Source organism: Brachybacterium sillae, assembly GCF_025028335.1.
Lineage (GTDB): Bacteria > Actinomycetota > Actinomycetes > Actinomycetales > Dermabacteraceae > Brachybacterium > Brachybacterium sillae.
The window spans coordinates 1151704-1166446 of sequence record NZ_JAFEUW010000001.1 but is presented as its reverse complement, the minus strand read 5'-3'; the positions used below and the strand labels follow the sequence as shown (position 1 = coordinate 1166446).

At 71.7% G+C, this 14743-nt stretch carries 14 protein-coding genes; 10 read left to right on the top strand and 4 right to left on the bottom strand.

Features of this window, described 5'->3' with window-relative positions; genetic code table 11:
- Window positions 1–75 precede the first annotated feature (75 nt).
- From JSY14_RS05415 to JSY14_RS05385, 7 genes are all read left to right on the top strand, one after another.
- Window positions 76–585 carry a DUF456 domain-containing protein gene (locus JSY14_RS05415; RefSeq protein WP_259557762.1) on the top strand — a complete coding sequence of 170 codons (510 nt, stop codon included), beginning with the start codon at window positions 76–78 and terminating at the stop codon, window positions 583–585.
- Entirely contained in the window at window positions 582–2513 is a 1932-nt protein-coding gene (locus tag JSY14_RS05410) for an ABC transporter ATP-binding protein (protein ID WP_259557761.1), read from the top strand. The genes JSY14_RS05415 and JSY14_RS05410 overlap by 4 nt, the downstream gene beginning before the upstream one ends.
- Window positions 2510–4351 (top strand): ABC transporter ATP-binding protein, encoded by a 1842-nt coding sequence (locus tag JSY14_RS05405; RefSeq protein WP_259557760.1) that lies wholly within the window; start codon window positions 2510–2512, stop codon window positions 4349–4351. The genes JSY14_RS05410 and JSY14_RS05405 overlap by 4 nt, the downstream gene beginning before the upstream one ends.
- On the top strand, window positions 4348–5256 hold the full coding sequence (locus JSY14_RS05400; RefSeq protein WP_432803602.1) for a class I SAM-dependent methyltransferase: 909 nt from the start codon (window positions 4348–4350) through the stop codon (window positions 5254–5256). The genes JSY14_RS05405 and JSY14_RS05400 overlap by 4 nt, the downstream gene beginning before the upstream one ends.
- Window positions 5257–5384: 128 nt before the next feature.
- Window positions 5385–6302 (top strand): WXG100 family type VII secretion target, encoded by a 918-nt coding sequence (locus JSY14_RS05395; protein WP_259557759.1) that lies wholly within the window; start codon window positions 5385–5387, stop codon window positions 6300–6302.
- 50 nt (window positions 6303–6352) lie between these two features.
- On the top strand, window positions 6353–7237 hold the full coding sequence (locus JSY14_RS05390; protein WP_259557758.1) for a hypothetical protein: 885 nt from the start codon (window positions 6353–6355) through the stop codon (window positions 7235–7237).
- On the top strand, window positions 7234–7950 hold the full coding sequence (locus JSY14_RS05385) for a hypothetical protein (RefSeq protein ID WP_259557757.1): 717 nt from the start codon (window positions 7234–7236) through the stop codon (window positions 7948–7950). The genes JSY14_RS05390 and JSY14_RS05385 overlap by 4 nt, the downstream gene beginning before the upstream one ends.
- Window positions 7951–8474: 524 nt before the next feature.
- Here the strand turns inward: JSY14_RS05385 and JSY14_RS05380 are convergent.
- On the bottom strand, window positions 8475–9137 hold the full coding sequence (locus JSY14_RS05380; protein ID WP_259557756.1) for a DUF6318 family protein: 663 nt from the start codon (window positions 9135–9137) through the stop codon (window positions 8475–8477).
- Window positions 9138–9243: 106 nt separating this feature from the next.
- Between JSY14_RS05380 and JSY14_RS05375 the strand changes: the two genes are divergently transcribed.
- From JSY14_RS05375 to JSY14_RS05365, 3 genes are all read left to right on the top strand, one after another.
- Window positions 9244–10164, top strand: a complete 921-nt coding sequence (locus JSY14_RS05375; RefSeq protein ID WP_259557754.1) for an ABC transporter substrate-binding protein — start codon at window positions 9244–9246, stop codon at window positions 10162–10164.
- The gene (locus tag JSY14_RS05370) at window positions 10161–11171 is read left to right on the top strand and encodes an amino acid ABC transporter permease (RefSeq protein ID WP_259557752.1); all 1011 of its coding nucleotides are present in this window, start codon (window positions 10161–10163) and stop codon (window positions 11169–11171) included. Before JSY14_RS05375 ends, JSY14_RS05370 begins: the two co-directional genes overlap by 4 nt.
- A 77-nt stretch (window positions 11172–11248) precedes the next feature.
- The gene (locus JSY14_RS05365; protein ID WP_259559561.1) at window positions 11249–12010 is read left to right on the top strand and encodes an amino acid ABC transporter ATP-binding protein; all 762 of its coding nucleotides are present in this window, start codon (window positions 11249–11251) and stop codon (window positions 12008–12010) included.
- A 72-nt stretch (window positions 12011–12082) separates the two neighbouring features.
- On the opposite strand, the gene JSY14_RS05360 is transcribed toward JSY14_RS05365, so the two are convergent.
- The 3 genes from JSY14_RS05360 to JSY14_RS05350 are packed head-to-tail and all read right to left on the bottom strand — an operon-like array spanning window position 12083 to window position 14719.
- Entirely contained in the window at window positions 12083–13099 is a 1017-nt protein-coding gene (locus tag JSY14_RS05360; RefSeq protein ID WP_259557751.1) for an aldo/keto reductase, read from the bottom strand.
- Window positions 13096–13647: a GNAT family N-acetyltransferase gene (locus JSY14_RS05355; RefSeq protein WP_259557750.1), complete on the bottom strand. Its 552-nt coding sequence runs from the start codon at window positions 13645–13647 to the stop codon at window positions 13096–13098. Before JSY14_RS05355 ends, JSY14_RS05360 begins: the two co-directional genes overlap by 4 nt.
- Window positions 13648–13654: 7 nt before the next feature.
- Window positions 13655–14719 (bottom strand): App1 family protein phosphatidate phosphatase, encoded by a 1065-nt coding sequence (locus JSY14_RS05350; RefSeq protein WP_259557747.1) that lies wholly within the window; start codon window positions 14717–14719, stop codon window positions 13655–13657.
- Window positions 14720–14743: the final 24 nt, after the last annotated feature.

Here is a 14743-nt window from a genome sequence, read left to right as displayed (position 1 = left end):
GTTACGCTGGGAGGCCCGCCCCCGCCCCTCCCGCTCCTGACCTCTGCCGCTCCCTCTCCTCGCCCCGGAGGCCCCGTGGTCGCGTACCCCGTCGACGTCCTCGTCACCGTCCTCGCCGCGCTGTTGTTCATCGTCGGGCTCACCGGCATCGTGCTGCCGGTGCTGCCGGGCACCCTCACCCTGGTCGTGACCATGCTGGTGTGGGCGATCCTCATCGGCGGCTGGCCCAGCTGGGTCGCCTTCTCGGTGGTGCTGGTGCTCAGCGTCATCGGCATGACCGCCAGTTACGTGCTCACCGGGAAACGGTTGAAGTCCCGGCAGGTGCCCACCTGGGCGATCCTCCTGGGCATCGCCGGGGCCATCGTCGGCTTCTTCGTGATCCCGGTGCTCGGCATTCCCCTCGGGTTCATGATCGGTCTGTACCTCGCGGAACTGTCGCGCCTGCAGAACGCCCGCACCGCCCTCGACTCCACCGTCGTGGCTCTCAAAGCCATCGGGCTGGGCATCCTGGTGGAGCTCGCCTGCGCCTTCGGCTCCAGCCTGGCGCTCGCGGTCGCCGCCATCGTCCACTTCACGCAGTCGTGAGCGGCGCCCCCGCGGCGCCGGGCCCGTCCGCCGTGCCCACCCGGGTGCTGCTGCCGGGTCTCGCCCGCCTGCTGCGCTCCGCCGCCGAACGCAAGGGTCTGTTCGCGCTCGCCGTCGGTGGCGGCATCGTCTTCGCGATCCTGCAGATCATCACCAGCCAGATCATCGGCCGCACCACCGAGGAGGTCGTGCTGCCGGCCTTCGCCGCCGGCACCACACCCTGGGGTGCCCTGATGGTGGCGGGCCTGGCCATCCTCGGCATCGCCGTGGCGCGGGCCGTCGCCGTCGCCGTGCGGCGCACTGTCACCAACGCCCTGATCTTCGACCTGCACCGCGAGTACCGGGAACGCCTGGTGGCGGTCCACGCCCGGTTGCCGCTGCTGTGGCACCGCCGGCAGTCCACCGGCACCCTGCTCAGCAACCTCCAGGCCGACATCGAGGCCACGTTCTTCTCGATGATGGCGTTCCCGTTCGCCCTGTCCACCCTGGTCATGCTCGCCTATGCGAGTGTGCTGGTGGCACGGGTCGACCCCTATGTGCTGCTAGTGCTGCTGGCGCTGTCACTGGGTCTGATCGGCCTGAACGTGCTGCTGCAGCGGCAGGCCACCCCCGTGGTCGTCGAATCGCAGCGGCTGCGGGCGAAGGTCGCGGAGATCGCCCACGAGTCCTTCGACGGCGCCCACGTGGTGAAGTCCCTGGGCCGGGAGGACCTCGAGGAGGCCCGGTTCCGGGAGGCCGCCCAGCAGCTGCGCCACAACGGCATCCGCTTCGGGTATGTCCGCGGATGGTTCGACCCGCTCATCGAACTGCTGCCGAGCCTGGGCATCCTCGTCGTGGTGCTGCTGGGGGCCTGGCGGGTCGGCGCCGGCGCGATCACCACCGGGGACGTCGTGCAGATCGCCTATCTGTTCACCCTCATGGGGCTGCCGATCCGCTCCTTCGGCTGGGTGCTTGGGGACCTCTCGCGCAGTGTCGTCGGCTGGGGCCGGGTGCAGCGGGTGCTGCAGGCCTCCGACCATCTGCCGCACGGCACCGCCGAGCTGCCGCCCGGTCCGGGCCGTCTCGAGCTGCGCGACGTCGAGGTCACCTACCGCGACCATGAGGTCGATGTCCTCGCCCCGCGCCTCGCCACCGCCCCCGCGGGCACGACCGGGGACGCCGACGCGGATGCCGAGGCGTTCACCGCGCCGGAGCCCACGCACTCCCTGCACGGGGTGTCCCTCACCGTGGATCCCGCCGCGGGCCGTCGCGTCGTCGCGGTCGTCGGCCCCACCGGGTCGGGGAAGTCCACCCTCGCGCAGGTCGCGGCCCGCCTGTTCGACCCGGACACCGGCCAGGTGCTGCTCGACGGCACCCCGCTGCGGGACCTCAGTGCCGAGGCCCTCACCCGTGGTGTCGCCCTGGTGCTGCAGCAGGCTTTCGTGCTCGACACCACCGTGCGGGAGAACATCACCCTCGGGGAAGAGCGCAGCGAGGAGGAGATCCGTCGCGCCCTGCGGATCGCCCAGGCCGACGGTTTCGTCGACGCCCTCCCGCAGGGACTCGACACCCCACTGGGGGAGCGCGGTGGCACCCTGTCGGGCGGCCAGCGGCAGCGCCTGGCGCTGGCCCGGGCGATCGTGCGGCGCCCCCGCTTGCTGATCCTCGACGACGCCACCAGTGCCGTCGATCCCGCCGTGGAGGAGGCGATCCTCGCCCAGCTGCGGCGGGAACTCACCGACACCGCTCTGCTGCTCGTGGCCTATCGGAAATCGACCATCGCCCTGGCCGATCACGTGGTGCTGCTGGAGCACGGGCGGGTCACCGCGCAGGGCACCCACGCGCAGCTGCGGCAGGACGTCCCCGCGTATCGGGCACTGGTCGATGCCTATGACGAGGCCGCCATCGCCGACGGGCTGCTCGAAGCGGCCGGGGAGGAGGAGCGATGACCACGACCTCCACCCTGGCCGCGCAGTCCGCCGACGAGAGCGCCCTCGCGACCGTCCGCCGTGGCCTCGCCCTCACCCCGCAGGTGCTGCAGGGCCTGTGGATCACCGTGCTGTTGGCGGTGATCGCCACCGCCGGGCGCATCGTCGTGCCGATCGCGGTGCAGCGTGTCATCGACCGCGGCATCGTCGAGCCGCCACGGCCGGACATCCCCTACGTCGCCGCCGCCACCGGCCTCGCCGCCCTCGTGCTGCTGGTGACCACCCTGGCGAGCATCCTCATGAACCGGCGGCTGTTCCGCGCCTCCGAGACGGCCCTGGCGACCCTGCGCACCCGCGCCTTCCGCCACATCCACGACCTGTCCCTTCTCACCCAGGGCACCGAGCAGCGCGGCGCCCTCGTCTCCCGCGTGACCAGCGACGTCGACACCGTCAGCCAGTTCATGAGCTTCGGCGGGATCATGCTGGTGGTGATGGTGCTGCAGCTGGCCCTCGCCACCGTCGTGATGGCGGTGTACGCGTGGCCGCTGGCGATCCTGGTGTGGGTGGCGTACCTGCCGGTGTTCCTGCTGCTGCGGTGGATCCAGGCGGGGATCCGCCGCCGATACCAGGGGGTGCGCACCGCCGTCGGCGGGATGCTCGGGGAGGTTTCCGAGTCTCTCGTCGGTGCCGCCACCCTGCGCGCCTACGGCGTGGCGGAGAGGTCCCGCGACCGCAGCACCGAGGCGATCCGCGGGGTGCGCCGTGCCCAGTACCGGGTGCTGCTGCCCACCTCCACCTCCACCTTCGTGGGGGAGGCGTCCGACGGTGTGGCGACCGCCCTGGTGGTCGTCGGCGGTGTGTGGCTCGGCACCAGCACCGGCATGCTCACCGCCGGGCAGCTGCTGGCCTTCGTGTTCCTGGTGTCGCTGTTCGCCCAGCCCGTGCGGATGGGTATCGAGATGCTGTCGGAGGCGCAGAACGCCGTCGCCGGGTGGCGCCGCGTCCTCGGGGTGCTCGACACCCCCGCCGATGTCGCCGACCCCGCCGGGTCTCTCGACCCCCACACCGGTGGCCGGACCGCCGCGTTGCCCGACGCCCGGCCCCTCCCGCCGGGGGCGCTGGGTGTCTCCGTGCGGGATCTGCGCTACGCCTACCCCGGCGGGCCGGAGGTGCTGCACGGCCTCACGGTGGACCTGCCGCCCGGTTCCCACACCGCGATCGTCGGCGAGACCGGATCGGGCAAGACCACCTTCGCGAAGCTCCTCACCCGCATGATGGACCCCACCTCCGGGCAGGTGCTCATCGGTGGCGTGCCGGTGGATCGGGTGCCGTTCGCCTCCCTGCGCTCGCGGGTGGTGATGGTACCGCAGGAGGGCTTCCTGCTGGACACCACCGTCGCCGGGAACCTGCGGTTCGGGCGGCCCGACGCCACCGAGCGCGACATGCGCGCCGCGCTCACGGAACTGGGCCTGGCGGAATGGCTGGAGTCGCTGCCGCGGGGGCTGCACACGCCCGTCGGGCAGCGCGGCGAGTCCCTCAGCGCGGGGGAGCGGCAGCTGGTGGCGCTGGCCCGCGCCTACCTTGCCGATCCCGATGTGATCGTGCTGGACGAGGCCACCAGTGCCGTGGACCCCGCGGCCGACGTGCGCCTGCAGCAGGCCATCGACGGCCTGGCCCGCGGCCGCACCACCCTCACCATCGCCCACCGTCTCTCCACCGCCGAGCGGGCCGATCAGATCCTGGTGCTGGACCACGGCGACCTGGTCGAGCACGGGCCGCACGCCGAGCTGGTGGATCTGCCCGGCGGGATCTACGCGGGGCTGCACCACTCCTGGGTGGCGCACCGGGAGGCGCGGTGAGCTCCCCGCGATCGCCCCAGGCCAGGTCCGAGCGGCGCGCGCCGCGTGTGCCGGCCGGACCCGCGCCGACCGTCCCGCCCGTCTCCTCCCGCCATCAGCCGCGATTTCGCAGCGCCGAGCGGAAGGAGGCCCTCGCCGCCGCGTTCCAGGACCAGGGCGAGGACTACGACCGCCTGCGGCCCGGCTACCCCGGCGCCGTCATCGGCGCGATCCTCATTCACCTGCCCGATACCGACGACGACGGTACCGCTGCCGGCGCTGACGGCGGCGCCCGTGCCGTCGACCTCGGTGCCGGCACCGGGAAGCTCGCCTGGGCCCTGGCCGAGCGGGGACTTGACGTCACCGCCGTGGACACCAGCGCCGCCATGCTCGAGACCGCGCGCAGGCGAGGACCGTCGGCCCCCTCGCTCACCACCCACCTCGCGCCCGCCGAGTCCACGGGCCTGCCTGAGGGGATGGCCCACCTCGTCACCGCCGCGCAGGCCTGGCACTGGTTCGACGCCCCGGCCGCCACCATCGAGGTGGCGAGGCTGCTGGCCCCCGGTGGGGTGCTCGCGCTGGTGTGGAACACGCTGGACGTTGCGATCCCCTGGGTGCACCGGCTGTCCCGGATCATGCATGCCGGTGACGTGCAGCGGGAGGACTTCGAGCCCGCTGTCGGTCCTGAGCTGTCACTCATCGAGCGCCGGGTGCACCGCTGGGAGGACCCCATGCCCAGCCATGACGTGATCGACCTGGCCCGCACCCGCAGCTATGTCATCACCGCCGCCGCGGAGCGCCGCAACCGGGTGCTCGCGAACCTGGACTGGTACCTGCACGAGCACCTCGGTCACGCACGCGGAAGCACCATCGGCGTCCCTTACCGGACCGACCTGTTCCTGTACCGAACCGTCGGCCCTCGCTGAGGCAGCGCGGGATCCACTGGCCCTCCGGCATGGGGAGTACTCCCCATAGTGCTCCGGTGGCGTGCTGGATACCCTGACTGCTGACGATCAGACCGCATGCGCGGCACGGACAGGGGAATGAGGCAGGGATGAGCGGCTTCTACGGTGCCGATACCGACGCGCTCCGTGACTACGCGGACAGGGTGCAGCTGGGCTCCGGGCGCCTGATGGAGCTGCGCGACACCCTCCAGTCGCGCGTCACCTCCGTGGAGTGGGTGGGCCAGGACGCCGACTCGTTCCGCGATGACTTCGCCGGCCGCATCTCCTCCCTGTTCGATCAGGTCGCGGGCAAGCTCGACTCCCGACGCACCGAGATCGGCGAGCACGCGGAGGAGCAGGACCAGGCCAGCGGTGAAGGGGGCGGCGGAGGCGGCGGTGGCGACCGCTCCTTCGGCGACATGCTCTCCGACCTGCTCTCCAATCCGCTCAGCACCATCGCTGGCGTCGCCACCTCCGTGGGCAGCGCCGCCGGTGCCGCCTGGAAGATGTTCAAGCAGGGCCGCAGCCTGATGGCGCTGCGCCAGGCGATGGGCACCCTCGGCCCCGCCGCACAGTCCGCCCAGGCGTTCATCCGCTCCGGGATGGTCGACGATGCCGCCGGTTTCCTGGGGAAGCTCGGAGGCGTGGGCCGGTTCCTCGGCGGGGCCGGGGGCGTCCTCGCGATCGCCGGGGGCATCTCGGACATGATCAACCCCTCGCACGACGGATGGCGCGGGTGGGGCGACCGCATCGCCGGCGGCCTGAGCGTCATCAGCGGTGCAGGTGGACTCGCCGTCGCCCTCGGCGCCGGCGCCGCCCTGGGCCCCATCGGGCTGGGAGTGGTGGCCGCGGCAGGGCTCGGCGCGGGCCTGTGGGCAGCCGGCAACGCCATCTACGACAACTGGGACAGCATCACCTCCTTCGCGGGGGACGTCGGCGGGCATGTCAGCGACTTCGTCAGCGACGCGGGCGATGTCGTCGGCGGAGCGCTCGACGCCGCTGGCGATTTCCTCGGCGGCCTGTTCTGATCCATCGGTGACGGCGTGCACGTGAACCCGCTTGTGCGTACGCTCAGACCATGACTTCCGCACCGCAGCCGCCGTCCAGCGCCCCCAGCTTCTCCGCCGAGGACATCCAGGTCGCCACGGACCTGTTGATGCAGCCGCTGGACGGGGAGGTCAAGGAGATCGTCACCCTCACCGACGAGGAGCTGATGGCTCTGGACGGCTTCCAGAACGATCCGCTCACGCCCACCCCCTGGGTGGCGGAGTCGGCTCCGGGGGAGGAATCCCGCGCTCTGGTCACGGCTGCCGCCATGCGGTCGATGATCGCGCGCGGCATCGTCACCTCCGCCGTGGTCAACGACCCCCGACGCGATGACGCCGCAGGCGAGGAGCAGGCCTCGATGGTGGCGGTGCCCGAGCTGCAGGGCACGGCAGTGCTGCGCCGCACCTCCGACGCCGTCATGATCGCCGAGCGCCGCACCGAGCGCGGGACGGCCTATGGCTACTTCTACCTCTTCCACATGGACGGCGAGGTGCGCGTGCTGTGGGAGGTGTTCGACGCGACCGGGTTCCACCTGTTCTTCCTGATGGACGGCGCGGCGCTTCCGGAGCAGCTCATCGCCTTCATCGATCCGGCCGAGGGCATCGGCGAGACCGACGAGGAGCCGGTGGAGGTCCCGGCATCGGAGTTCGGCAGCAGCCCCACGGCGGCTCGCCTGGCAGAGTCACGGGCCATGACCACGATCCTGGTCCTCGAGCGTGAGGGCGCCCAGGAGCCCACCGCTTTCACACTGTTCTCCGGCGGGAGCCGGGTCGCTCTGATGGAGGAGGCCGGTGAGGGCGAGGACACCGTACGACGCGTCGGCACCGTGTCCCGCAGCACTCTTGAGGCCCTCCTGCAGGATGTCGTCGCGGCCACTGCACCGGAGGGCTCCGGCACCGAGGACCCCCAGGAGTGACGGCCCGCAGCAAGGCCCGCCGTCACCGGGACGAGGTGGGTGAGGTCCTCGCCGTCCACTCCGACCGCCCCGGTCCGCTGGTGGTGGGGATATTCGTGCTGGTCTGGGCGCTGTTCTCCGGGCTCACCCTGATCAACCCCGGTGAGAACGCGCTGTTCATCATCGGGCCCATCGCCACCTTCGCGCTCATCTTCGGCCTGATCCTGCTGTACATCAGTGGCGAACGGCTGGTGGTGTGCGAGCGCGGCCTGGTGATCGGCTCCGTCGCCCCAGGGCTGCGCCCGTACGTAGTCCGCTACGAGCAGATCGTGCCCGGCAGCGTGGTGCCCGTGACCGGCGCTCGGAAGTACGGGCGCGAGACCGGCCACTCCGGCTTCCCGCAGTCCACGGTGCGCCGCAGTGCCTGGACCGGCAGGGGCGTGCACTTCGTCGGCCCCTCGCCGAAGGAGGCGCGGCGCCACAACGCGCTGCTCGCCCCGCTGCAGGATCCCCCACCCCTGTCCATCGACGGGCGCTGGGTATGGTTCGCCGGCACCAGTTCCACCCCGCCGGAGCAGGTCACCGCACAGATCGCCCAGGCGGCCGGGAGCCTCGCCCGCTCCGTCGGCGCGGAGCGACTCGCCCAGCTGGCGCAGGCCACCGGCCAGGCGCCCGTGCGCGAGCTCACTGGCAACTCGGCCGACGCCGCACGGCAGCTGCCCGGGTTGAGATAGCCCCGGCGCGGCCAGCGGGGCCAGCCAGCCCGGCTCACGTGCCCCGCACCGCGGCCGGCTCGGCCCACCCCGCACCGCGGCCGACTCGGCCCACCCCGCACCGCGGCCGACTCGGCCCACCCCGCACCGCGGCCGGCTCGGCCCGCCGGTGAGACTCGAGGGGCGCGCAGTTGGCGCTATCCAGGGCCGATTCCGCCAACTGCTTCGATGTCGCGGCGTCGGCCAGCGTGGCACGCTGATGTTGCCCCCGCCTCCCACAGCGTGCTCCGCTGATGATCTCCACCCCCGGCCTCGCTGGTGGTGGGCACCGCATGCCCAGCTGGTGATCTCCAGCTCCGGCCCCGTTGGTGGTGCCCACTCAGTGCTGTGCGGGTGCCAACGTCCCGACTCCTCCAGAGTGACGCTTCGGTAGTGCGATGAGAATGGCGTTTCGGGACCTGGATTCCGCCAGTTTCGTCCAGCTCGACGGGGGAGGCGCAGCGCGGTCCCCTCCACGCAGGCATCCTTCAGCCCGTCAGTGTCGCTCAGCCCGCCCCGCCGTCGGACCCCGCCGCGCCCTGGTGATCCGGCGCGAGGGCCATGTCTCGGACGCGCCAGCGCGACCCGTCCCAGGCCACCTGGGCACTGAGGGTGCCGCTCACGGGCGGGATCGGAGTGCCCTGCCGCGTCGGGTCGTCGATCAGGAGCCCTTCGGCCTCGCGGAAACGGACCTCCACGGTGCCGCTGGCGGGCGGCTCGCCGGTGCCGCTGAAGCGCGTGTCGTCGACGGTGAACTCACCCCCCACCAGGTACCCGTCCTGCGCGGAGAGCGCCTGCGCATTGTCCAGGAACTGGGTGCAGACCGCGCACTGGGGCGAGACCACCTGCTCCCAGGCGGAGGTGTCCCCGGTGGTCATCATCGCGGGGTAGGAGTCGAGCAGGTACCGCACCGCCGCCTCGGCACCCGCAGGTGTCTGCTGGTCGACGGCGGCCGGCAACGGTGGCATCGCCAGCTGTGGCCGGGCCGGTTGATCGGCGGGGTCCACGGCCGGACGGGTGTCCTCGACGACGGGGGAGGCTGCACCCGGGCCGCCCGCGTCCGTGCTGTCCTGCCCGCCGGTCAGCGCACCCACGCCGATGAATCCGGTGGGGATGATCAGCGCGAGCGCCACCACGGCGATGACGATCTTCTGCATGCGGGAGCTCACCGGAACACCGTAGCGTGCACCCCCGAGCTCGCTCCCTACGTGAGCTCCGCCACCAGCGCCCCACAGGACACTCAAGGATATGCATAACCATGCATACACTTGTGGGGTGAGTACTCGACCGTCCCGGCGCAGCCTGTTGCGCGCCCTCCCGCTGGCCGCCCTCGGCGCCGGTGCGCTGGCCTCCTGCACGCACGCCAGTGACCGCCTGCTGGCGGAGACCAACGCGGTCCCCACCGTCGACCTCTCCGCCATCACCGAGGTCCCGCAGATCGCGCAGCGCGTCCCCGCCGCGATCCGGGAGCGCGGCGAACTGGTCAACGGTGCCTCCCTCGACTACGCGCCGGGGGAGTTCCTCGACGGCCAGGGCAACGCCGTCGGGTATGACATCGACCTGTTCAACGCCCTCGGGCGTGTCCTGGGGCTGCGCACCCGCACCGAGTCCGCGGTGTTCTCCCAGATCATCCCCGCCGTGGGCAGCAGCTACGACGTCGGAATCTCCAGCTTCACGATCAGCGCGGAACGCCTTCAGGCGGTCTCGATGGTGTCGTACTTCCGCGCGGGATTCTCCTACGCGGTGCGCACCGGCAACCCCTACGGCGTCGACCCGGCCGACCTCTGCGGGGAGCGCGTGTCCCTGCAGGTCGGCACCTACACCGAGGAAGTGGCGCGCGAGCGCGCCGACCGCTGCCGCGCCGAGCAGCGCCCCCGGTTGGACGTGCTGGCATACACCACCAACGCCGACGCCGCCACGAACACCGCCGGCGGCAAGACCGACGTGCTCATGGCCGACTCCCCGGTGATCGAGTACGCCGTCGCCCGCTCCCGCGGAACCCTCGAGCGCATCGGCCCGGTCGAGGAGTCCGCCCTCAACGGCATCGTCGTCGCGAAGGATCAGCCCGAGCTGGCCCGCGCGCTCCAGCAGGCCGTGCAGCACCTCATCGACTCCGGCCACATGCAGCGCATCCTCGCCGCCTGGGGCAATGAGTCCGGCATGATCCCCGTCTCCGAAGTGGACCCCGACGCATGAGCACCTCCGCCTCCCTCCCCGCCGACCCGACCGGGCCGTCGGCCTCCGCCCCGACACCCACCACGCCGCGCCACGGTGGCCTGCCGGCCGCCCGCCGGGTGCGCTCCGCCCCACGCCCGGGCACCTGGATCTCCGCGGCGATCGTCGCGGTCCTCGCCCTGGCCCTGCTGATGTTCCTGGTGCGCAACGAGGTGTTCGCCTGGGGCACCGTCGCCCGGTTCCTGTTCGACGTGCGCGTGATGCAGGGCGTCGGCTGGACTCTGCTGCTGACGCTGCTGTCGATGATCGTCGGCACCGTGGTGGCGCTGACCGCCGCGATCATGCGGCGCAGCCACAACCCGGTGCTGCGGGGTGTGTCGTGGGCGTACATCTTCGTCTTCCGCGGCACCCCGGTGTACACCCAGCTGGTGTTCTGGGGACTGTTCACCGTGATCGTCCCCAAGATCGCGGTGGGTGTGCCCTTCGGTCCGGAGCTGTTCGCGTTCGAGACCCGTGACCTCTTCACCGCGTTCTGGGCGGCGGTCATCGGCCTCGGCCTCAACGAGGGCGCGTACCTCGCGGAGATCATCCGCTCCGGCCTGAACAGTGTGGATCGCGGCCAGAGCGAGGCCGCCCGTGCCCTCGGCATGGGGGAGGGGAAGATCCTGCGACGGATCGTGCTGCCGCAGGCGATGCGGGTGATCGTCCCGCCCCTGGGCAACGAGACCATCGGCATGCTGAAGACCACCTCGCTGGTGCTCGCGGTGCCGTTCACCCTGGATCTCACCTTCGCCACCAACAGCATCGCGAACATGCTGTTCACCCCGGTGCCGCTGCTGATCGTCGCCGCGTTCTGGTACCTGCTGGTCACCAGCATCCTGATGGTCGGCCAGCACTACCTGGAGCGCTACTTCGGCCGCGGTTTCGACGACCGCCCCACCGGCCCGTCCACCCGGCATTCCCGCCAGGCCGCCGTGAACCGCGCCGGCACGACCCCCAAGGACTCCCTCCCGGAGGTGGAGCTGTGACCAGCACCCGGCCCGACAGCCCGACGCCCGACAGCCCGACACCCGAGAGCCCGGCCCGGGACACCACCGCCCACCCCCTGGTGGAGGTGCAGGACCTGCACAAGGTGTTCGGTTGCCTCCACGTGCTGCGCGGCAACGACCTCGTGGTGCGCGAGGGTGAGGTGTGCGTGCTGATCGGCCCCTCCGGGTCCGGGAAATCCACCCTGCTGCGCTGCATCAATCAGCTGGAGGAACCGACCTCCGGCCGGGTGCGCATCGACGGCGTCACCCAGGGTTTCGCCGAGGAACCGCTCCCGGACGGCCGGTGGCAGCGCCTGAGCGAGAAGGAGATCGCCGCGCAGCGCTCCCGCATCGGCATGGTGTTCCAGCGCTTCCACCTGTTCCCGCATCTGACCGCCCTGCAGAACGTGATGGAGGCCCCCGTGCAGGTGCGGGGCATCCCCCGCGACCGCGCCGAGGCCACCGCCCGGGAGCTGCTGGACCGCGTCGGTCTCGCCGACCGCGCCGACCACTACCCCTCGGAGCTCTCCGGTGGCCAGCAGCAGCGGGTGGCGATTGCGCGGGCGCTCGCGATGGAGCCGGAGCTGATGCTCTTCGATGAACCCACCAGCGCTCTCGACCCGGAGCTGGTGGCGGAGGTGCTGAGCGTGCTGAAGGACCTCGCCCGCTCCGGCATGACGATGATCGTGGTGACCCACGAGATCGGGTTCGCCCGGGAGGTCGCCGACCATGTGGTGTTCATGGCCGACGGGGAGATCGTCGAGCAGGGCCCGCCCTCGCAGGTGATCGACGCCCCCCGCACGCAGCGCCTGCGGGCCTTCCTCAATTCGGTGCTCTGAGGCCCCGGTGCTTTGAGGGCTCGGTGCCCTGAGTACCCCGTGCTCTGGGGCGGAGGTCAGTGAGGCAGGGGTTCAGCGCCGCCCGGTGCCATCGACGGCGAACTCGTCGATCGCCTCGAGTTCGTCATCGGTGAAGGCCACCGATCGCGCCGCCTCCACGTTCTCCTCCAGCTGCTCCACCCGGGAGACTCCGATCAGGGCGGTGGTCACCTCGGGTCGGCGCAGCACCCAGGCAAGGGCCATCTGCGCGAGCGTCTGGCCGCGCTCTTCGGCGATCGCCGCGAGGCCCTGGGCCCGCTCCCGGTAGAGCGGGTCCTCGGCCTGGTCCCGCTGCAGGAACCGGCCCTGCGTCGCCCGCGACCCCTCCGGCACGCCGTCGAGGTACCGGGAGGTCAGCAGCCCCTGCTGCAGCGGCGAGAACACTGCCACTCCGGCACCCACCTCCGCGGCCGCCTGCAGCAGCCCCTGCTCCGGCTGCCGCGTGAACATCGAATACGACGGCTGGTGCAGCAGCAGGGGCGTGCCGAGGTCCTGCAGGACGCGGGCGGCCTGGCGGGTGCGCTCGGGGCTGTAGTTCGAGATCCCGACGTACAGCGCCTTCCCGGAGGTCACCGCCTGGGCGAGCGCGCCCATGGTCTCCTCCAGCGGAGTGTCCGCATCGGTGCGGTGGTGGTAGAAGACGTCCACGTAGTCGACGCCCAGACGGGTGAGGGACTGGTCCAGGCTCGCCAGCAGGTGCTTGCGGGAGCCGCGGTCGCCGTACGGGCCGGGCCACATCTCGTACCCGGCCTTGGTGGAGAGGAACAGTTCATCGCGCAGGCCCCAGAAGTCGGCCTTGAGGATGCGGCCGAGGGTCGCCTCGGCGGCGCCGGGCGGCGGCCCGTAGTTGTTCGCGAGGTCGAAATGCGTGATCCCGAGGTCCACGGCGCGGCGCACGATCTGACGCTGCTCATCCAGGGTGTGACTCTCCCCGAAGGAGTGCCACAGTCCCAGGGCGATCGCCGGCAGCAGCACACCGGAGCGGCCGGCGCGCCGGTAGGGCATCGTGTCGTAGCGGTCGGGGGCCGGGGTGTACTCCGGAAGCCTCATGCCCGGGAGTCTACGGAGGCGTCCTGCAGCGGGCGTTCCATCTCCACCATGCGGGTGCCCGCCACGACGAGGGTGCCGGGACGGCCGGCGAACGGCACCAGGCGACCGGTCGGCGCGAACCCTCGCCGTGCGTACCAGGCCTCCAGCTCGGGCCGACCCTCCAGCACCCGCAGCCGCAGCGCCGGGGCGCCCTGCACCCGGGCCCACGAGATCGCGGCGTCCATCAACCGGCCGCCGACGCCCCCGGCCTGCCGCACGGGATCCACCGCGAACAGGCCGAACTCCAGCACCGGGGAGTCGGGCTCGTCATCCAGCGGATGCACGGCGCAGCAGCCGACCACCCGCTCATCCGTGACGGCCACCAGCAGCTGGGAGCGCGGATCGGCCAGCAGGGCGCGCACCTCCGTGGCACTGGTGCGGTCCTCCCGCACGAGGCCCTCCTCGGTGGTCCAGCCGCGCACCCCGGAGCGACCCCGGTAGGCATCCTCCACCACGCCCAGCACCGCGGGGATGTCGGCCGCGGTGGCGTCGCGGATGCCCACGGTCATGACGGGCTCACGAGAGCACGTCGATGCGCTGCAGCTCCCGCAGCAGGCCGTTGCCGTCGGGCGCCTCGACCGTCGGCACCGGGCCGCGGTCGGTCGGCTCCTCCATCGGGCGGGTGGTGCCGTGGGCGAGCACCTGCTCCGATGGGGTGAGCTGCCGGATCGCCACCGCCCGCACATGATCCGGGTGGTTCTGGGAGAAGCGGCCGTAGATCTCGGGATCGTGCTGGCCGTCGTCACCGATCAGCAGCCACCGCACGCCGGGCATCATCTCCGCCAGCTGCTCCAGCGATCGGTCCTTGTGCTGCATGCCGGAGCGGAACATGCCGGTGTTCGTCGGCCCCCAGTCCGTCAGCAGCATCGGACCCTCGGGGTACCCGTTCTTGAACAGGAAGCGCTGCAGCACCGGGAACACGTTCCAGGCGCCCGTGGACAGGTAGATCACCGGCGCGTCCGGGTACTCCCGGCGGAAGCGCTGGTACAGCATCGGCATCCCTGGCACCACCTTGCGGGAGGACTGGTGCACGACGAACGCGTTCCAGAACGCCAGCATCGGACGCGGCAGCCAGGTCACCATCACCGTGTCGTCGATGTCGCTGACCAGGCCGTGGGTCTCTGCCGGGTCGACGATCCACACACTGGCGGTGACCTCGTTGCCCGGGTGGGTCGACAGCACCACCTCGTGGGTGCCCGGCGGCAGGTCCACATGGATCAGGGCGTCGACGATGCCGGCGCGGTCGGCCCGCACCGAGAACTCCTGGCCGTCCACCAGGATCCGCACCTTCCGGAACGGCGCCACCTGGGAGGTGAAGTTGCGCCAGCCGCGCACCGCCATGCTGCGCATGTCCACCACCGGCTGATCGTGGAAGTCGGCGGGGGTGCCGGGCCGCGCGTACAGGGCGCGGGCCAGGATGCGCACGGTGCCGTCGCTTCCGTAGCCGTGGAACGGCTGCAACCGCACATCCCAGCCGGCCGTCCGCAGAGCGGTGCCGACGAGGCGGTTCTTGCCGTTCTCCAGACGGGCGGACCAGTGGGGGCGGTCGCGCAGGGGGCGGAAGGGACCGGTCTCGGGCATGGAAGGGCTCGCGTCTCTGCCGGG